Origin of the sequence: Robinsoniella peoriensis (genome assembly GCF_000797495.1) — a bacterium.
GTDB classification, from domain to species: Bacteria; Bacillota; Clostridia; order Lachnospirales; family Lachnospiraceae; genus Robinsoniella; species Robinsoniella peoriensis.
In genome coordinates this window covers 140,403-160,292 of the sequence record NZ_JTGN01000003.1, presented here as the reverse complement: position 1 = coordinate 160,292, position 19,890 = coordinate 140,403, and the positions used below count along the sequence as shown (strand labels likewise).

At 42.4% G+C, this 19,890-nt stretch carries 14 protein-coding genes; 5 read left to right on the top strand and 9 right to left on the bottom strand.

Going from position 1 to position 19,890, the window contains the following annotated elements:
* Positions 1–30: 30 nt before the first annotated feature.
* Positions 31–774: a lysophospholipid acyltransferase family protein gene (locus QR40_RS07265; protein WP_027293085.1), complete on the top strand. Its 744-nt coding sequence runs from the start codon at positions 31–33 to the stop codon at positions 772–774.
* A gap of 101 nt (positions 775–875) precedes the next feature.
* Here the strand turns inward: QR40_RS07265 and QR40_RS07260 are convergent, their stop codons facing one another.
* From QR40_RS07260 to QR40_RS07250, 3 genes are all read right to left on the bottom strand, one after another.
* Positions 876–1,862, bottom strand: a complete 987-nt coding sequence (locus QR40_RS07260; RefSeq protein WP_044294139.1) for a reverse transcriptase family protein — start codon at positions 1,860–1,862, stop codon at positions 876–878.
* A 521-nt stretch (positions 1,863–2,383) separates the two neighbouring features.
* The gene (locus tag QR40_RS07255) at positions 2,384–4,813 is read right to left on the bottom strand and encodes an ABC transporter permease (protein WP_081998816.1); all 2,430 of its coding nucleotides are present in this window, start codon (positions 4,811–4,813) and stop codon (positions 2,384–2,386) included.
* Positions 4,749–5,507 (bottom strand): ABC transporter ATP-binding protein, encoded by a 759-nt coding sequence (locus QR40_RS07250; RefSeq protein WP_044294137.1) that lies wholly within the window; start codon positions 5,505–5,507, stop codon positions 4,749–4,751. The genes QR40_RS07255 and QR40_RS07250 overlap by 65 nt, the downstream gene beginning before the upstream one ends.
* A gap of 233 nt (positions 5,508–5,740) precedes the next feature.
* Here QR40_RS07250 and QR40_RS07245 point away from each other — a divergent pair, with 233 nt between their 5' ends.
* Positions 5,741–6,037 (top strand): YciI family protein, encoded by a 297-nt coding sequence (locus QR40_RS07245; RefSeq protein ID WP_027293081.1) that lies wholly within the window; start codon positions 5,741–5,743, stop codon positions 6,035–6,037.
* Here the strand turns inward: QR40_RS07245 and QR40_RS07240 are convergent.
* Complete coding sequence (locus QR40_RS07240) at positions 6,034–7,329, bottom strand: HAMP domain-containing sensor histidine kinase (RefSeq protein ID WP_052430736.1); 1,296 nt, start codon at positions 7,327–7,329, stop codon at positions 6,034–6,036. The genes QR40_RS07245 and QR40_RS07240 overlap by 4 nt on opposite strands.
* Positions 7,322–8,020 (bottom strand): response regulator transcription factor, encoded by a 699-nt coding sequence (locus QR40_RS07235; RefSeq protein WP_330373682.1) that lies wholly within the window; start codon positions 8,018–8,020, stop codon positions 7,322–7,324. Before QR40_RS07235 ends, QR40_RS07240 begins: the two co-directional genes overlap by 8 nt.
* 237 nt (positions 8,021–8,257) lie before the next feature.
* Here QR40_RS07235 and QR40_RS07230 point away from each other — a divergent pair, with 237 nt between their 5' ends.
* Both QR40_RS07230 and QR40_RS07225 read left to right on the top strand, forming a co-directional pair.
* Positions 8,258–8,713: a DUF6323 family protein gene (locus tag QR40_RS07230; protein ID WP_052430735.1), complete on the top strand. Its 456-nt coding sequence runs from the start codon at positions 8,258–8,260 to the stop codon at positions 8,711–8,713.
* A complete protein-coding gene (locus tag QR40_RS07225) occupies positions 8,706–9,878 on the top strand; it encodes a DUF6179 domain-containing protein (protein ID WP_044294134.1) in 1,173 nt (390 codons plus the stop codon). The genes QR40_RS07230 and QR40_RS07225 overlap by 8 nt, the downstream gene beginning before the upstream one ends.
* Positions 9,879–9,939: 61 nt before the next feature.
* Here the strand turns inward: QR40_RS07225 and QR40_RS07220 are convergent, their stop codons facing one another.
* From QR40_RS07220 to QR40_RS07210, 3 genes are all read right to left on the bottom strand, one after another.
* Positions 9,940–10,203, bottom strand: a complete 264-nt coding sequence (locus tag QR40_RS07220) for a hypothetical protein (RefSeq protein ID WP_027293076.1) — start codon at positions 10,201–10,203, stop codon at positions 9,940–9,942.
* Between the two features lie 12 nt (positions 10,204–10,215).
* Positions 10,216–11,769, bottom strand: a complete 1,554-nt coding sequence (locus QR40_RS07215; RefSeq protein WP_044294132.1) for a hypothetical protein — start codon at positions 11,767–11,769, stop codon at positions 10,216–10,218.
* 66 nt (positions 11,770–11,835) lie between these two features.
* Positions 11,836–13,212 carry a monomethylamine:corrinoid methyltransferase gene (locus QR40_RS07210; RefSeq protein WP_027293074.1) on the bottom strand — a complete coding sequence of 459 codons (1,377 nt, stop codon included), beginning with the start codon at positions 13,210–13,212 and terminating at the stop codon, positions 11,836–11,838.
* Positions 13,213–13,384: 172 nt separating this feature from the next.
* On the opposite strand from QR40_RS07210, the gene ade reads away from it, so the two are divergent.
* Complete coding sequence (gene ade, locus QR40_RS07205) at positions 13,385–15,082, top strand: adenine deaminase (protein ID WP_044294131.1); 1,698 nt, start codon at positions 13,385–13,387, stop codon at positions 15,080–15,082.
* A gap of 148 nt (positions 15,083–15,230) precedes the next feature.
* On the opposite strand, the gene QR40_RS07200 is transcribed toward ade, so the two are convergent.
* Positions 15,231–19,880, bottom strand: coding sequence for a lectin like domain-containing protein (locus QR40_RS07200; RefSeq protein WP_044294129.1), 4,650 nt, complete (start codon positions 19,878–19,880; stop codon positions 15,231–15,233).
* Positions 19,881–19,890: the final 10 nt, after the last annotated feature.

The following is a 19,890-nucleotide window of genomic DNA, read 5'->3' as shown; positions in this document are numbered from 1 at the left end:
ATAACTAATTAGTAGAAAAGAGAGATAGACATGATACGTTTTATTATTGTTGTAATAGTTGTTGTAGGTTTTCTTATTTTATCCATTCCAATTCTGATATTTGAGTGGATCCTTGGTAAATTCAATCCGAGATTGAGAGATATATCATCTTTACGTCTGGTTCAAAACGTTTTTAAACTGGTATTGTTTGTGAGCGGAACCAAGGCAACCATCATCGGTGCTGAAAACGTCCCCCAGAATGAAGCAGTGCTGTATGTAGGCAATCACAGAAGTTTTTTTGATATTCTGCTTACCTATTCCAGATGTCCGGGGCTTACAGGCTACGTGGCGAAAGATGGCATGGAAAAAATACCTCTGCTCTCCCACTGGATGAAACGGCTCTACTGCCTGTTTCTCAATCGGGAAGACATCAAAGAAGGTCTGAAAACGATTCTTAAAGGAATTGAACAAATAAAAGCCGGAATATCCATGTGCATTTTTCCGGAAGGAACCAGGAACAAAGTACCGGATGCCCCAATGCTACCCTTTAAAGAAGGCAGCCTGAAAATGGCTGAAAAAACAGGCTGTGCCATAATTCCTATGGCCATCACTAACTCTGCCGAGATTTTTGAAAATCATTTTCCTAAAATACGTTCCGCACATGTAATTCTGCAGTATGGAAAGCCAATTTATCCGAAAGAATTAAGCAAAGAAGATAAGAAATTCCTTGGAGCTTATACACAGAAGGTGATTCAGGGGATGCTGGATGAGCATAAAACGCTGTCCATAAAATAAAGTACAGGAAGAATCCGCCATGTATCTGATTGACATGGCGGATTCTTTAGGCTTTCCCAAAACTGGAAAAACTACCTATCCCCGATCTCTCTGACTTCCTTTCATGTCACTAAATTTTTCAAACTCTCTCTGGCCGTCTTAAAATACTTATCCTCAGGATTAACCTGTAAAACAAAGTTAATTTTACCAAGCAGTTTCTGAAGATAACGAATATTTTCTGTTGCATCTGTCCCGTATTTTTGATCTTGTACATGCTGTAGATGAGAAGCTGCGCCAAATTTACAGCAATAGTATATTTCCTGGCGCAGTTTCCTTCTATATTCCCCGGATACCTGTGGTTTACAATTGACTACAATACCGGTAACTGCCTGCCTCTGACCGGCTAAAAGTAATTTCGTCTTCTTTTCATTTAACTCTAAACCAATCACCTGTAAGAAACCGCGAACTTTATTTTTTACTTTATATGCCTCAAAGCTGCCGGAAAAGGTCATATCATCACAGTATCTGGTATAGGTTATCCCACGTTTAGCACACCATTCCCCCATGTACTCATCAAAGGGCATCATAACAATATTTGATATTGCAGCTGAGGTGGGTGCTCCCTGGGGCAGACAGCCTTCGTAACAGCAGAGATGTGTCAGCAGTGTTCCTACTGCAGGCGGAAACCGATAACTATGGAAAACCCTCTGATATACCAGTATAAAAGGTATATTTCCGAAAAAATCATGGATGTCCAGTTTTAGAATTTTTTCCTGCCCCACATGGCCGGATACATTTGAGATAAGCGAGACTCCTTTACGGTAAGCAGTTGCGCATGATGATACAGGGATCGGGTCCAGAATATGATGAAGAATATTTCTCTGAACCATTTTCAGAAGTGTGTCAGGTATGCAGAGCCGCCGGCAGGTACCGTCCCTCTTTGGAATTTTTGCAGTGCGATAGTGACTGGGAATATGATTGCTAAGAGCATACAGACATGCAATCTGGCGCTCCTCTGGCCAATTAATCTCTCCAAATAATTGAAACTCCATGATCAGCTGCCTGCAATGTTCCGCCGTACAATATTTCCACAACCTATGATCTCCCATATGCTTTCCTCCATCCTGGAGCGTGTTTTAAAATTGCCTGTACCTGGCTGGTTGTTCCAATTTATGGGATGTGACCGAGCAATTTCAGGTGCGTAGTGGGGCTACGTCCCTTAAATTGCACAATTGCAGCCTGCAAAGTGGAGCGACCAGACGGGTGCAATGAATTTTCAAGCACACTCTACTGTAATTCAAGCCGGATTATTCAAATATAAATGAATTGTCCGGCTTGGTTTTATTAGATGGCAAAGGCAAAACAAAAAGGTGATACGTAAAATGCGAAGTTGTACCAACCGAAGGCCGCACAAGCATTGTGCTGAAGTACATCGCAGCAGTTTACGGTGTGCAGGCAGGCCTTCACCGATCTGCAAGAATACAATTCCAGACAGCGACTCGCTGCCCGGCCAAAATTTATGGAAATACTAATGTCTCTGCCAAATTATATCTCTATCATACCATAAGTATTGGAGAACTGTAAATTTTATTTTTATTCAGATCCCATTTACTTTGAAATACAATCAGATTTACTCCGTTATTAAGCTATAAGGAGTGATCTTGCGTATTCTGCCTGCGATCAAATATCCCAATACATAACTTACCGCAATAATACCCGCTATAATTCCTGTAACCCCCAGTGGCTGGATAATAAAATGCGCATTCATAACCCCCAGGCTTTTGAATAGTACAGAGATAACCCGGTTCATAGCCAGCATGCTGATAATTCCTCCCGCTGCTGCACCAATTACAATTGGAGGCATTAAGCTGAATGTAATCTGTCTGATGATCTGACCCGTGGTAAATCCGATGGACTTTTGAATTCCGTAATACCGCTTTTGCCTGGTAATCATCATCCTTATAATCAGATACAACACCAGTGTAATAACCAGTACTGTGGTACACAAAATACCAATCGCTATAATCGTTGTCATAGTGGAGTATATATTGATCACACTGAACATAACTTCTTTATTTTTCGTCAGTGATATTTCTTCTTCTCCGTAAATTTTATTGATTTCATTTTGGAAGTCCTCCATTGCCCCTTCATCACTTTGATTCAAATATACGTACAGATTACTCTGGTTAAATGACGGCAGAATTTTTTCAATTCCCGCCTTCGTTATCATTATATCCATACCGAGAAAGTTAGATCCCTGTGTCAGCCCAGTAACCAGAAATTCTTTATGCTCATTTCCGGTCTCTACCGTTATGGTATCTCCAATATCTTTCACAAGAACCTCTGCCAATAGCGCACCCATTGCCACTTCATTGTCATGTTTGGGATAACGTCCTTTATAAATTGTATTGTTTTCCACCATATTAAAATCTTCTATCACAGTGGTCATACAGTCCATACCATTTACAAGGGTACTAAGGGTATCAAAATAGAATGTTTTTCTTACATTATCCATTTCCCGAATCTTTTTTGGGAAAGATTCCACTTTTTCATTGTCTGGCAGTACAACCATCAAATCTGCCATTTCTGCTCCTATAATATTTAAAAATGCACTTTTTTCTAATGCTATATTATAATACATCGTCCATGCAAACAATGCTACGAAGGTCAAAAATGAAATGATGATCCCAATCATAATATTCTTTTTGGTATTCTGCAGCGTGTTCTTAACGGCTAACATAAGATTTAGGGTTCCTTTCGAAGTATCCAATGGAATAACATTATTTCGAAAACTGTGAGTCGCTATTCCACCCCGGATGGCAATAATCGGATGCAGGTGGTTGATTCTGCCAGAAGCAAAAAATGCAATACTGCCAGTCATAATGATGATAAATACAAAAACGATGCTGCTAATGGCTGCGTGGAATCCCTGGTGCCATACAATTCCTGTCTGTGCAGAAAACAACTCATTAATCAAGGGCAAAACACCATAAGATGCTGATACGCCCAGCACAGCGCCTATACTTCCAATAAGAGCAAATTGCAGGACAAAGGAAATTACAATCTGTCTGCTGGTGTAGCCCAGCGCTTTTAAAACACCTACATTTTTCATATCTTCTTCAATCATATTAATAATCCGGAATCGGATTACCACCATGCTGATCAACACAATAATAAGCGCAAAGCTAATCATGATTGACCCACCGATGTTGGAGGTCAAAGTCCTCGCACGTACCCCCAATACCGCATCCTGACACCAGAAGTTCATAGCCGTACCTTCCAGACGCTGCATTCCCGACAGCTGTTTCTTAAAGTCAGAAGTCAGATTCACAGAATCGCGATAGTCTTCCATTCTTGCTGAAACCAGCGTCCCAAGGTTATTCCATTCTTTCGAATCCTCCTGCAGTTTATCAAAATCCGGTTCTTTTAAGTACGCTCCAATTCCACCTAAGTTAATGGAACTTGTGAGGGACACATCTTCTATAAATCCTGCTATAGTAAATAAATAGCTCTTGTGGTTAAACTGAATATCAAAAGGTTCCCCTATTTTATGATATCCTCCTGTTTTCATAATATAAGGAAGGTATATTCCGTTCTGTATAGATGTATCTTCCTCCATAATATGAAGTTTTGATATGTTTCTTTGCTCTCTCAGACTTGTAATCAGAAAAACCTGTTCCAGCCTGCTGTCTGCATAGGGAAGCGATGCTCCCGGAAAAATCAGAGCTTTCTGTGTCTCTACCTGGTTTACCCCCTTATAATTCCGGATAAACTCAATATTCTTATCCTGATCATCGCTTTCAGCCAATGCCGCCATAAAATGCGCTCCATTCAGCGCTTCCATTCTGTTAAGAAAAGATTGCTGATAATTAAAAAATACCAATGCTCCCGTATTTAAAATGGTAACTGCAATTACAATCAATAGGAACAACGACAACATCTGGCCTTTGCTCTTTTTCAGGTAAGATTTCATTAACATTTCTGCAGTATCCATCTTACCACCCCATTTCTTCCAGAAAATCACGCAGTATTCCAATCCTGTTTTGATCAACTTCATCATAATCCGTTAATCGGCATTCTCCGCAAATGATGCCGTCCTTCAGATAAATAATGCGATTTCCTCTCAGTGCTGAACGCAGATCATGTGTCACCATGATAATGCTCTGCCCTTCCTGGTGACAATTGGTAAAGGTATCCAGAACTGCTTTCCCATGGGCAGAATTAAGTGCGCCTGTAGGTTCATCCGCAAACACAATCTCCGGCTTATTAATAAGAGCTCTGACAATTCCTACTCTCTGCGCTTCTCCGCCCGATAATTGAGAAGGAAACTTCTTCCATGAATTTTTATCCAGTCCTACCTGCTTTAGCAGTTCTTTTCCCCTTCCCGATACTTCCTTTTTATTTTTGTCAGCCAATAGTCCAACTGCCATAACATTATCCAACACACTCATATTCTCCAGAAGATAAATCTGCTGAAAAACAAACCCACAGTGTCTGCGCCTGAAAACAGCAAGTTTGTCATTGCTGTAGCCCGAAATTTTCGTATTTCCATAATAGATGTCTCCAAGGGTTGGTTTATCCATACCGGATAACGCATACAAAAGCGTGGATTTACCAGCTCCGGATGCGCCCATAATTACGGTAAAATCCCCTTTCTCAAAACTGATATCCAAATTTCTCAGTACATGCTGCTGGACCCCTTCATTTGAAAACGTCTTGCACAATTTATTGGTAGTTAATATTGTTTCTCCCATTTTCTCTCCTCTTTCAGACAAATACATGCCGGTATAAATAAGATTATTTGTTATCATAATCCTATTTTACACAGAAAATTCTTAGCGCGTCTTTAGCTGATTCTTAACCAATCCTTAAAACTTAAAATCCTGACAATAACGCACACTCCCCTTACTCAGCTTACTACCCCCCTTTTATTTTCCACGAGCCAGGTATATAATTGAAGAAAATATAAATTCAGGAGGAAAACAACATGAAATATTTTATGATCGAAGGAATGATACTAGATGCAGATAAAATGACAGATGATATAATGAAAGAACATATGGCATATACACAAAAAGCAATGGATGAAGGAACAACATTACTGTCCGGGCTGAAAACCGATATGAGCGGCGGTGTATTTATTATGAAATCCGATTCAAAAGAAAAAATTGAAAAGTATTTATCTCAAGAGCCTTTTAAAATACATGGCATACAAGAATACCGTATTCTTGAATTCCATTCCCATTACGTTAATTCTTCACCCGCAGAATGGTTTGATAATTAATACGTGAACTGCTCTTTTCCTGCAAGTCTTACAAACAGGGTAACCACAAAGCCATCTTCCCGGTTTTCGCAGTTGATACTGCCCCCCATCTGTTCCATAAAATACCGGGCTAAATACAGCCCCAGTCCTGCTCCGTTTATCTCTGCAGTATTTCTGCCCCGGTAGAACTTTTCAAATAGTAATGGTAAATCCTCTTTCGCTGCTCCTTTTCCAAAATCCCGGAAACATACTCTCAGATAATTCTCCTCACAGAAAGCAGAAATCTCAATAGAGGTATTAGCATATTTATAGGAATTGTTCATTACATTATCGATCACCTGCTGAAGCCGTAGTGGATCAGCTGCGATCATGCATTCCGGGATAGATTTCAGATCAGCCAGATGATTGTAATCAGCTGCCGCTATATAAGAACTCAGAATCTGGCTGCCCATTTCTAAAGTTTCCACTTTCAGCTTCTCTAATTCCTCCATAGTTGCCTGAAATAAATTTGTAATCAGTTGATTGATCTGTTCAGCTTTTTGTCCGATTGTTTCCAACTGTTTCTTCTCTTTATCGCTTCTTTGGAATGCCAGCATCAGCTCAGATATGGCTTGAATGGAAGCTACCGGAGTCTTAATATCATGACTTAATGATGCAACCAGCTCTTTTTTACTTTGATTTGCCTGACGCTCATTTTCCTTCGCCCTTTTTAATTCTTCACGCATCAGATCAAAACTTTCTGTAAATGCTCCAAATAAATTTGTATGATCCATTTCCAGCGGAACATTGAAATCCCCTCTTGCTATATTTCTTGCAAAATACTCCATTTTCTGAAATGGTACAAATAATTCCTTTCTCAGATACCAATAATATATTACGATGCAGAACAGAATGCCGCAAATCAAAATCACGCCGCATAAAAGAAATTGTTCTGTTTTTGATTTTAGAAATTCTTGAGAATTATTATGAAATACTGCCTTGCCAAGTAACACCCCATCTTTTTCGATATCCACGATAGTATCCCGATTAATAATCGACATTGACAGGTTCTCTGACAGCCCCTTTTCTGTCGCCATCAGAATCTTCCCGTCCCTGTCAAATATGGAAAATGCAAAAGAATAGGCATGGTTTACAGCCTGTCGGCTTCTTCCCTGTAGTAATTCATCCCAATGATCTGCTGCCTGCATTACAACATCATTCACGGCAGTAATATCCAGGTTCTGCACTTTGGCATCTGTCGCCGTCCAAAACATAAACCCCGCCATCATGACAAGGAATGCTGCTGTCACCGCTATGAATCCTTTATTAATCACGATACTCCTCCTCATATACGTATCCCGTTCCCCAGATTGTTTTTATTCGTTTGGGGTCATTAGGATTTTCTTCTATCTTCTCACGTATCCTTCGTATGTGCACGTTTAGTGTTCCATCTCCGGTTATAGCATCTTTCCAGACCTTTCGGAACAGTTCTTCTTTTGGAATAATGCGGTTTGCATTCTGTACCAGATATTCTAACAGCTGATATTCCATTGTCTTTAATTTTAATAGCGTACCATCTAAACTGGCCCTGGAAGTTTTAAAGTCCACAACCAGACCTCTGTCCTCAAACAAATCTCTGACATTTGACAGCTTCTGACGCCGAAGTACCGCCTTTACCTTCGCCAGGAGAATACTGAGTGAATATGGTTTTTTTATATAGTCATCTCCACCGATATTTAAAGCTATCAGCACATCATCATCGCTGGTTCTGGCACTGATAAACAAAATAGGAACCTGTATTTTTTCCCTGAGCTCTTTACACAATGCAAATCCAGAATCATTCCCCAGACTGATATCCAGAAGAATCATCTCCGCCTGATTCTCTCCAAAAAATTCCATACATTGGCTTTTTGTATAAACAACCGCTGTTTTCACATCAAACATATTAAAGTATTCACAGGTACTGTCAGCAAGTGCTTCCTCATCATCTACTATCAGGCAGTCATATTTCATCTTGATACTCACCCAGTGCTGCAGGATACATCCTGCAATACTTCCTTTCTACTTTCCGGTATTTTATTTTAAAGTAAAAAAGTGCCCCAAACGGACACTTTTTTATAGTTTTTCTGCTATTATATTACCACAAAATCGCGATTTTTTCAAGTCTTGCAGTTACAATTCTAAGGGTGTATATATTATATACCTGTCAATTTCGGTGGGAATACTCTCCCTCCGAACTTTATAAATAGAAAGGATATTCTTATGAATGAATCCGCACTGACTTCACTCCTGTTAAATGCCGATAAAAAAAATTTTCTCACTAACCTGGTATCCTGTAACCAATACACTCAGCAGTTTGGTATTGCGCTCTCGGAAGAAGATGCTGCACAGCTTATGGAATGCCGCAGAGAAGTACTGACAGAATTTGGACGTATTGAATTTGAGGGTGGTATTCTTCCAAAACTGATCTATGAATTTTGTGACTCTTCTTACATTTATCAGGACAATTATCTGGATACTCTTATATCACTTCAGAATATTTTTTACCTGTACAAAAATGAGTCTCTCGATGAATTAAGTGATGACGACCTTCTTCATTATATGAAAGTACACTTTGAAGGCGAATGCGAAGGTTCACTGGAATACCTGGAAGACACCTGCCTGAATCATTTCTGCCGTAAAATCCGAAAAGGATGGAAAGGACAATTTGATGAATAAAAGCCAATTCCCCTCTGATGTCACCCTGGAAGAAGTGCTTCCCCTTCTTGCAAAAAGGGTTCGAAAATATACCAGTGCTGAAAGTACCTCTGTTACAAACGAAACTGCCAGGCAGATTCTTCTTTCTATTTTGTATTGTCTGGAAGATACAAATGCTTCCTCTATGAATCTTATAACAGGAACAGAGTCTGTCGAGGAGCGTTTTTCATCCGGTTTGAAACACAAACAGCAGTTACTGGATGAGTCACGGTACCTGCTGGAACATATACAGGCACATTTACTTCCTATCGAAAACGATGTTTACAAACGGACCATCTTAACCGGTATTCCTCCATTCTTCCATGATTATGATGTTTATTTTGGAGCACATCTAAGCCCCGGCTCCATTGATTATCCCCTCTGTTTAGAAATAGAGGGACTGACAGGAATTGATTTTATAGCAGAATATCTGCACAGATTTCATTTGGAAGAAACCTTTTTATCTTATTTTTCTGTATCTGTTATCAGGGAGGTACTGCGGGGCTACCATAGTGATTTTGAAAATCTTCTGGTTAACATTTTTCAGATTGTATTTCAAAATGCGATCGGCTGTGTATTATGCAATACCAGCGTTTATATGCTGGACATCCACCCACGGATCAGATCCAGGCTTTACCGCCATTTATCCGCTTTTACCAAGGTACAGCTAAAACGTCTTTTACGGACAGCACTTGCGCATTTAATCCTGGAACTTTCCCTGGAAAAAGAAGATGAACTGGTTTCCTTTCTTTCCTGTGCACTGGAATTATTCCAGGAATCCCTATATCAATATATCCAATTAGGTCAAATCGGCCATGTCTTTGTTTCACGGTCTGTTGACGTGACTGTACCTGTATCTGAATTTGAAGATGGCGAAATGATGGATGATGAAAAACTGCGGTTATTCATTGAAGAGATGCAGGAATGCCGGTATCTTTCCGATAAGATCGGGATGATACGGGAACAGATCCATTCCCTGAGCGACCTGGAAGAAGTTTTAAAAGAATGTTTCTGGGATGCGGAATATCCGGAAGTATTTCAGCTTCTTTCACCGCCGGAGGCGGATGCTCTGCAAGCGAATATAAAACTGAAACAAGACTTTGGCAGCCCGCTGGAAGAATGGGAAAAATATTTGGCACGTATATAAAAATTTTGGCACATATATAAAAGCAGGAGCAGCTCAATCGCTGCTCCCTCATAAAATACACTTATATAATCATGACTTCTTCCCCATACTCAATATAAAGCTCATCAATTAACTGCTGTCCTGCCCGGGCAATAAAACCGTTTTGATCCAGTTCTTTTAGGGGCTGGATTTCTACGTCCCTGACATCATTGCGTCCTTTGATAAATACTTTATCTCCCCATTCTTTCATCAGCGAATACTTTGCATCCTCATCAATATAAATCACTTTTTTCTTATCATCTGCTTTTTCATAAGGTCTTAATACTCTGACACACTTAACATCCATTCTAATTTCCTCCTATACGTAATCATATCTGCGCGGCACATCCATCAGCTTCTTGTGGGTAAAATGGAAAATAAAGCAGATTACAGCGCAGATCAGATACCCTACAGCATACGGGAAGGACATTGTATCGATCCCAAATCCCAGCATTGGGGCATGCATAAATCCAAAGAACGACAGTATGGATGCTATGATAAGTGCATATCCTGCCTTATCCAGTCTTCTGTCAATGATGAATACCACAACCGTTGCCCAGAGTATACTAGTAAGAATTGCCCCATGTCGCATTGCTGCAACACCATGCCAGGTGACTCCGTAATTCAGCATGGTCTGAGAAACCGTATCACTGCTGTTCATCGTAAGGGTATCTTCCAAAAAGATTCCAAAAGAACCTAAGGCATCTCGTACATATGTATACAAAACGTCCGCTATATGCGGAATCAGTGCAATGGCAACTGCAGCGCCGTGTCTTCTAGGCACATCTGTGCTGGACTGGACTACCATCAGAATTGCACACCATAAGAAGGTTATGGATGCTATCACTGCAGGCATCAGAGAATTGAAGAATCCGTAAACGCCAAACAGCGCAGATGCTCCAAACAGTACTCCGGTAACCCATGAATATCCGGTTCCTGTTCCGCTTTTCTTCAGACCCGGGTGACCCAGCCATACTGTATTGGGTATGATTCCACCAAACAATGCAGATAACATCGTACAGCACCCATCCGCAATCTGCGCATGTCCCACATTGTAGTCATCTCCTGCTGCAATGGCGGATTCCACGTTATCCATGGTTTCGATAAAGTTATATACTTCAATTGGGATAATAACTCCCAGATACGGCACAATCAGTTTAAATCCGGCCAGTATATTTGCTCCGGAGAAATATGGAAGTACTACTCCGACTGTAGAGGTGTCAATCTGTACTCTTCCAAGACAGATAGCGTACACCACACCAAAGACCACGGATACCAAAAGCATAGGGATCTTCTTCTTAAATACATAACCGCCGATTAAACCGATAATTGCAATGATAAGAACCGGCATTCCCAATACGGGATCATGATAAACCTCAAATAAACCAACCGTTGCCATCCATACGAGACCAATTCCCGCAACTGCACCAAGCATAGCTGCTCTGGGAATAATTCTTCTGATATACGGTCCGACAAATCCTCCGATTAACTCAATAAATCCTCCCAGGAAACAAGCTGCAACTGCTGCTGTCCAACATTCTTCCGGTGACAGCCCAGCATAATGAAGCGGATAAATAACTCCATACAGATAGACGAACATCGCCGGAGTGGATACACCGGAAGGTAGTGCGGTGACATCTGTTCTTCCTGTTCTCTTTGCCAGTTTTCTGCCCATATAGGCATAGATAAAACCGCTGGCCATAAGTCCGATGGACAATCCCGGAACCACTCTGCCATAGATGATATCATCTGTCCATCCAATACCCTGTAATGCGTAAATTATAATAATGTAATTGACCAGGTTTCCCACGAAAGAATAAACTACGCCGCCTACATCTTCTGCCTTAAATAAGCGCATTGCTTTTGTATTCATTTTTCTTTCCTCTCTCTTTTGTCCTTTATTCTTTTATCAAAGTTCAATACAACTCATCCATTTATTCTAAAACTGAATACCCATTTCTGTAAGTTCTGCTCTTACTTCCTCATACATTGCCAGCCATTCCGGAAGCGGGGTAATTGTCTCCATATCATATGCTTCATTAAATGGCTTTCCGCAGTTTCCGTCTTCCATACGGAATACATGCTCATATTTATCCAGCAGTTTTAATACAATTTCATTTGCCTCTTCACGCGTCATCTTTTGTTTTGCAACCGCTTTGCCCACTTCACCCATAAGGCGCACTTCCAGCCCGGTTCCGTTTGGTTTATTTCCATTTGCAGATCCCAGTCCTTCCAGATGCCCGCCGCTGACGGTAACCACGATTGTATTTGCGGCTACTTCATACAACAGTTCTTTTGTCATAGCGCCGCTGCTTGGCCAAAGATCGCATACTATAATTGCCGGAGCATTCTTGGCAAATGTCTGGCAGAGTACAGACTGGAGCCACAGACAGCCTCTTGCTGTGGTTGCCACATCCTGGATATGGATCGGATGACAGAGATGATAATCCGCCATACAGACCAGATTCGCTGCCATTATGGATGCCAGCATGACAATCGTTGCTCCCGGAGCATCCCCTGCAAGACCACCAACCATGGTACATGCCAGGGATGCATTCTTCATTCCATAGTCCAGTGAATTTGCTGCACGTACTAAATTACCGTTATCAATCATTAATTCATTAAACATTGCAACCAGATGGGAATCGCATGGACGAAGACGCTTTTCTCCAACTGCCGCATAATCTCCAACTTCTGTAACAGCACTTTCTGCCGCTAAAAGCCCCATTCCTTCTCTTCCGACTTCCTTAAGGGCTTTGTGAAGATATTCCATTTCGCGGCGCACTGCCACTACTTCCGTTACATCACCGCTGGTTACCGCATAACCATCTACATCTACTAATGATCCGCAAGTCAAAAGGTCAATGACCGGCTCCTTTGCAGCACTTAAAATAATGGGATAATATAAGGATTCCGGTGTCGGACATCCCGGGTTTCCTGCCCATACAACCGGTAAGGATTCATCTTCTATTTTTCGGGCTTTCAAAGTTACCGCATCTTTGCCTTCCCCCATTACCAGCTCGGTCTTCATATTTCTCAGACCTTCTTCAATCTCTTCTTTTTCAAAATGAATGATCCGCTTTGTACTCATATTGTAAATACCAAGATCTACGATCAGTTTTTTTGCTGCTTCGAACATATCATCCAACAGTTTTTCATCATTTGGAATAATGACTTGTTTATCCCAGCTAAAGTCATAATCCTCAACCAAATCCCTTACTCCGTCGATGATGTAGTCCAGATCCCAATCATCTTTTTCCACTGCAGGACCTGTTTTTCCTCTTGCACAAATTTCTAAAAATTTCTTCGTATCCATGTTTTTCCTCCTTCGTTTGTGTAATCATTATAGCAGAAAGCTCCTTCAACTTGCAACAGAATAATCTCTGTGTTAGACTGTTACAAAAGAATCGTATTACTGTTCACAGGCGCCTGTAAACGGTAATTCCGCCTAAGAAAAACCAAATATAATTCAGGAAAGGTTTCTAATTATGACATCAAAACAAACCTTATGCGAGGCTGCTTCCGGCAGGATCCCGGCTGATACAGTCTTTAAAAACGGAAAAATTATTAATGTAATTACTCAGGAGATTTATGCTGCAGATGTGGCTGTTTACCAGGGCATGATTGTGGGCATTGGCTCTTATCACGGAAGCAGTGAAATCGACTGCAGTGGAAAGTATCTCTGTCCGGGGTTAATGGATGCCCATCTGCATATCGAAAGCTCCATGGTAACCCCCTGCGAAATGACAAAATCTGTTTTGCCGGATGGAACTACAACGCTTATTGCAGATCCCCATGAAATGGTAAACGTATGTGGAAGCAAAGCTATTGACTATCTGCTGAAAGCCGCCGCAAAGCTGCCGGTAAATTTATTCGTTATGCTTCCCTCTTCGGTACCTGCAACACCATTTGAGACAAATGGTGCCAAATTTGAAGCCGAAGATATTCATACTTATATCCATCATCCCCGTGTGTTAGGGCTGGGCGAAGTTATGTGCTTTCCCCAGGTACTATCAGGGGATGCCTCCATCTTTGAAAAATTAGAGCTGGCTAAAGAAAAAACAGCAGATGGACATGCGCCGGGACTTTCCGGGCAGGAAATTCAGACCTATGCATGTGCCGGAATCGCGACAGATCATGAATGCGTACATTTTGAAGAAGCTCTGGCAAAATGCCGGGCGGGCATGAAAATTCTGGTACGGGAAGGCAGTGCTGCCAAAAATATAGACGGCATCATCCCCGGATTGGTACAAAGCCAGCTGCCATTGGATCAATTTCTCCTGTGCACCGATGATAAGCATCTGGAGGATATCTGGAAAGAAGGCCATATCAGCCACTGTGTACGCCGAAGCATTGCCCTTGGCCTGAAACCTGCTGCTGCCATTGCCATGGCAAGCATACATACGGCCAGAACCTACGGTCTTACCGGTTACGGAGCCATAGCTCCAGGATACCATGCAGACCTGCTGATTCTGGATGACCTGGAAAATTTTGCGGTATCCTCCGTATATAAAGACGGGCGCCTGGTGACCCCTCAGTGGATGGAGCAGTTAGAAGACATTCCCATTCCCGAAGACCTGCTGCATACCGTACATTTCCAGGAAATTACTACCTCACAGTTAGCACTGCCCTGTAAAGAAGACATGCATGTTATTGAAATGGTTCCACACCAGATCCTTACTAAAAATGTAATCGCTCAGGTTCCAGCCAAAGACGGACTCTTCTGTCCGGGAGACGGCTATACGAAGCTATGCGTTGTGGAAAGGCACAGGGGAACCGGAAATATCGCCATTGCCCCCTTAAAAGGCTTTGGAATTAGAGATGGGGCAATTGCCACCACCGTAGCTCATGACAGTCATAATATTATAGCCGCCGGAGACAATGACCAGGATCTTGCCGCCGCCATAAACCATTTAAAACAGATTCAGGGGGGATATGTAATCGCTTCAAAGGGCAAGGTCCTGTCATCTCTGCCCCTTCCTTTATTTGGTCTTATGAGCACCGCTTCCGGAAAAGTTACCAGTGAAATCACTTCCAAAATGTTAAAACTTGCACATGAAATGGGTATCCCCGAATATTTTGACCCATTTATAACACTGTCCTTTATGGCACTTCCGGTAATTCCGGAAATCCGCCTAACAGACCTGGGACTCTTTGACAGTACGGCACAGAAGTTCATAAATTAAAATCGAATAAAGAAAAACATCGATTTGTTGCTAAAAACAACTGAAAAAAGTGCAGATATTCCAATCGTTCCATACGGGCATTTGATTATACCGTTATGGACAGATCGGAATATCTGCACATTAGTTCCAAAGACTACTGGAATACCTTCTATTTTTTTATCACAATCTTTTTTACTTTACTGTACTTTCCATAGATTTTCTTACCGCAAGAATCCTTTTTATAAGCCCGGACTTTTACGTAATAGGTTCTGCCCTTTTTCAGCTTACTGATTTTCTTGCTTGTTTTCGTCGTGTTTAATGATTTTCTGCTCTTTTTGAAAGATGCATTTTCTGCATAACAGATCTGATATCCGCCTGCTCCCTTCACATCCTTTATTTTTACAGCCAGCTGCCTTTTCTTTGAATTGGACAGTTTAATGGAACTTACCCTGGTAGTGCTTACCTTTGACCAATGTGCATACAGCGTCTGCTTCTTTTGAAGTGATACTACGGAACCTGAAGTTATTTTCTTTCCTCCTGTTTTCGCTGTATACCACCCTTTAAATGCATATTTGGATTTCTTTGGGGTTGGCAGACTGCCGTAACGGTTCCCATTTTTTGCCTTAAAGGACGATCTGTCTGTCTTGCCTCCGTTACCATTCAGGATAACCTGAAATTCCGAAATCTTTTTTGTGGTAACTGACAAAACCTGACTTAATGGACTCGCTTTATAAATTTCATTTTCTTTCGACCTAGCATGAACCCGATAATTTGTATTAGGCTTCAGACCTGAGAATACACCGCCGTTCTGCCACCTTTTTCCTCCATCAATGGAGTATTCCAGACCATTCACCGTTCTTATGGTAACCGCAGTCTCCGTTATTCCTATAGATACGGGCGCCGCAGGCGCCACGGCATTACGTTTGTCAGTTCTCACATCCAATGCCTGGCTTACCGGACTTTCCATTTTGTTTGCTGTCCTGCATACCCTGGTTATAACCCGGTAGATACGATTTGGTACAAGTCCGCTGAACGTACTGCCCCGCTGCCAGTTCTTGCCTTCGTTAATGGAATACTCCTGACCGCTCATTTCCTTTATTGTTATAAAGTCACTTCCTGCAGATTTCAGCTGCGGTACATCCGGCGCTTCTGCCGAAGACTGCAGCGTAAGAACTATTAAAGGTTCGCTGACAGCACTTTCCATCACTGTATCGGTCTCTGCCTGCTTTGTAAAAATATAGTACCATGCCTGATCTTCCAATCGTTCAAATATTCCGCTGCTCTGCCAAATGAGTGCATCCCCATTTATGCTGCTTTCTGTTGTAATCGCATAGACCTGCCCCGGTACTGTATTTACTATAATGCTGTGATCCAATCGCTGGGCTGCTTCCGGTGCCGCTGGCGCTTGGGGCGCACTATCTTTCGTTCGCAAGGACAATACTTCACTGGTATTTCCTGCCGCGGTTTCTGCTATGCGTGTGGCAATCTCATACTCAGTTCCAGGTTCCAGTCTTTCGAATAATCCGCTGTCCTGCCATTGGGCAAACTCCGTTTCCCCCGAAACTTTTATACTGTATTCCTGGCCTGGCTGGGTTTCCACTTCCACAGATATATCTGTACGTTTTATCACTACAGGCGCAGAAACTGCATCTGGCGCCACTTTCCTGGTCTCTGCCACTAGCCCTTCGCTCACTTTTCCGGGCATTTCCGTCTCTGTTCCCGATTTCCTTGCAAAGATCAGATATTCCGTCTCCGGCTGTAACCCTGTAAAAATTCCAGATTCCTGCCAGTTTGCACCATCATTTATGAAATCCTCCGGGTTATTTGCAGCAGCATTTAAAGCATCATCTCCTGCACTTGATAACACATCTATGACCTCTTCCCCACTTACTTGGCCTATTAATATATATTCTTGCCCCGGTCTTGCCTGGACTGTTATACTATTATCCGTTGCATATAATAACTGCGGTTTTTCCACAGCAGCCGGCGGCTCCGCCTTTGTTCTTGCCTGTGCCGGATTACCTGCACTGCTTGCCATGGCAGTATCCGTTTCACAGATTCTGGCTATGATATCATATTCCGTTTCCGGGTTCAGTCCTTCAAAAATGCCTTCTGCCTGCCATTCCCCGTAATTATCTTCCGCTGACAGCTTAATGGCATATTCCTGCCCCGGCACTGTCTGAACCGTAATTTTCCTGTCCAGCCTTTCCAGGACAGCCGGTGCGTCCGGTGCCTGAGGCGGCGCATTCTTGGTTCGCACATGCAGAGGAACGGACGGTTTGCTGGCAGCGGTATCCTCTGTTTCAGCAAATCTCGTAATTACCTGATAATCTGTACCAGGGAGTAATCCTTCAAACAGTCCGCTAAATCCGCCTTCTGTCTGTTCAGCCATCTTCCAGTTTCCTCCATTGTCAATGGAATACTCCTGCCCATACACAACTTTCACCACAATACTATAATCCGTCACTGCATCCGGTAACTTAGCGATTTCAGCCTGTGCAGGTGGATTTTGTGCGCTTTTTTTCGTTTCAGCCACAACATAGTAAGCATTTCCAATGTGATTTACCGGCGCCTGAAGGCCATCTTCCATATCAGAAATCTCGGTCAGGAGACGATCCTCCGTAACCCTTACCGCAAATAGCCTGGTTCTGTCCTCCTCATATTCCAGAGGCTTTGGAAAATGCAGCACGACATTTTCTTCACTGGATAAAGAAATTTCATTTCCGTCTGCGGTAGTACTGATTGCATAAACAGTAAATAATCTGCCCCCCATCCTGCTCAGGCTCTCACGGATCTCATCATAGATTCCTTCTTCCATATCACAGACCCGTGCGCTGAAATTCACATCTTTTGGCAGATAACTGCGGCTGTCAGTCAATGTCACCCCGTTATCCGTTAATACCGTATCCGGGACAGTAAACCGATACTTGTAGCAGATGCTGCCGGACTGGCCTTTTCCCACAACCGTTACAATTTTATCCTCGAAAGCCGATCTGGGAATTGCATCCTCCCCATTATAAATCTGATCGTCTATCTGTATTTCAACTTCACCCTGATCTTCCAAAACCGGATGTATCCTTACAAATGCAGAAGCAGGCGGCAAGGTAATCTGAACTTCCTGTGAATCCGACACTTCTGCACTGATTCCGCTTTCGATTTCCTGCATACGGGAATCCAGGCTGTCAACCGTAACCGACTTTACCCTGGCGGTAACTGCATTATCTACTGTAAATGCTTTGATCATAACATTTCCGGAATACACATTGTTACTTTTATATGGATTTTCGGCTAAATCCGTCCAGCCATTTCCCTGATTCCAGAAACTTTGCCCTTTCTCTACCTTAGCATTCGTAAAAGCTTCACCTCCGAACACAGGTGACGTAGATGCAAGTTCCAGAGGTACGTAGCTTCCCTTATCTCCGGTGATTAACTGTACCACGGAAAACTGGTCGCCCGTCTGCAGAAGAAGAGGTTTCTCTAATTCTAAGGTATGGTATCCTCCATAGGAAACGGTTTCTGTCTGTTCTGCCACAAGCATTCCACTCTGTGGATTATCCCCCTCAGGATTTTTATAAACCTGAATCCGGACCTCTGATCCTGGCTCTGTGGTAACTGCGGAAACAGCCTTTAATGTTTCGTATGCCCCCGCTGTAAATACGTTTGCAACCATCACCTTACTTTGAGGATATCTCAATATACCATAAACGCTTTTCATTCCTAAAAAATCATACTGATAATTGTGATCATACCGGTAATTTCCCTCATTATCCGGCAGATCCAGATAAAAACTGGTGAATTCACAGACAGACTGGTCATAATAAGACAAATAAAAACAGCCTTCATTTCCCCAGTTTTTGCCCCAGCTATTTTTCACGATCCACGCTCCGTTTCCCGGAGGACGGCGGTTCGGCAGAAAATTGTCTGCTGAATAGTCATCATCCCACCCTACTATGGATACCTCATGATTGGCTGTTAAATACTGATCCGTATACTGAGCATAAGTTTTATTGTTAATATAAGTGCCATTGACCGAAGTCTGATCCGGTCTGCTCTGATCTGCATAATACGATACATCCACTGCCCCGTTATTCATCAGAGCCTTTTTTATTGTATTAACTGCATCCCGGTCCAGCCTATATCCGCTCTTTGCAGCAAAGTTATCAAAAACAGCCGTTCCGGGAAGAAAATCTGCATTTTGCAGATGTCCAGCGGAATCGTAAAGTTTTTCCTTATCCACCGACCAGACCTGTGATTTTCCTGTCAGGTAGGGCACTTGCGATTCCAACTCCACGCCTGCCCAGGAAGACAAAAGTCCGGTAGCTATCTGACGGTTTCCTCCTACGTCAAAAGGCTGTCCCTTTGAGGAAATAATTCCTTCCCCTTCCTGCTGCTGATAGGAAAACCAGGTCAGATGTCTTTCTGAATAGTCCGGGATTTCTGCATTCGTACTTCTACTCCCACTTGCCTGTACCATAACAGAACTTTCCATAGCAGAAAGTGTCCCAAATGCCCAGCAGCTGCCCCAGGGACTCTGGTTCTTGACAGGGGAAGCCAACGCCTGCTGCCGCAGATCAAACTGCTGTGGCAAAACAGATCTGGTCCTGCGTCTGCTTCTCCCCTCATAATTATAAAACTGCTGGTCAATTCCGCTTGGGATATGCCCCATATCAGAAATTTCCGGTTTCTGGTCACTGCCCAGTCTTTCCGGCGTCTCATTCTCAGCAAACGCTGTCAGTGAAACAGCCGATAAGAAAAATAGGGAAAGTGCTGCCGTCTGTGTAAATTTACCGATATACTGTAATAATTTTTTCTCTTTCAAAAAACCCCCC

What these genes read in the sequence shown, in the direction of transcription:
- QR40_RS07265 (WP_027293085.1), top strand. Translation starts at nt 31, where the DNA reads ATGATACGTTTTATTATTGTTGTAATAGTTGTTGTAGGTTTTCTTATT.
- QR40_RS07245 (WP_027293081.1), top strand. Translation starts at nt 5,741, where the DNA reads ATGAAATATTTTATGATCGAAGGAATGATACTAGATGCAGATAAAATG.
- ade (WP_044294131.1), top strand. Translation starts at nt 13,385, where the DNA reads ATGACATCAAAACAAACCTTATGCGAGGCTGCTTCCGGCAGGATCCCG.
- QR40_RS07230 (WP_052430735.1), top strand. Translation starts at nt 8,258, where the DNA reads ATGAATGAATCCGCACTGACTTCACTCCTGTTAAATGCCGATAAAAAA.
- QR40_RS07255 (WP_081998816.1), bottom strand. Translation starts at nt 4,813, where the DNA reads ATGATGAAGTTGATCAAAACAGGATTGGAATACTGCGTGATTTTCTGG.
- QR40_RS07220 (WP_027293076.1), bottom strand. Translation starts at nt 10,203, where the DNA reads ATGGATGTTAAGTGTGTCAGAGTATTAAGACCTTATGAAAAAGCAGAT.
- QR40_RS07260 (WP_044294139.1), bottom strand. Translation starts at nt 1,862, where the DNA reads ATGGGAGATCATAGGTTGTGGAAATATTGTACGGCGGAACATTGCAGG.
- QR40_RS07215 (WP_044294132.1), bottom strand. Translation starts at nt 11,769, where the DNA reads ATGAATACAAAAGCAATGCGCTTATTTAAGGCAGAAGATGTAGGCGGC.
- QR40_RS07210 (WP_027293074.1), bottom strand. Translation starts at nt 13,212, where the DNA reads ATGGATACGAAGAAATTTTTAGAAATTTGTGCAAGAGGAAAAACAGGT.
- QR40_RS07225 (WP_044294134.1), top strand. Translation starts at nt 8,706, where the DNA reads ATGAATAAAAGCCAATTCCCCTCTGATGTCACCCTGGAAGAAGTGCTT.
- QR40_RS07250 (WP_044294137.1), bottom strand. Translation starts at nt 5,507, where the DNA reads ATGGGAGAAACAATATTAACTACCAATAAATTGTGCAAGACGTTTTCA.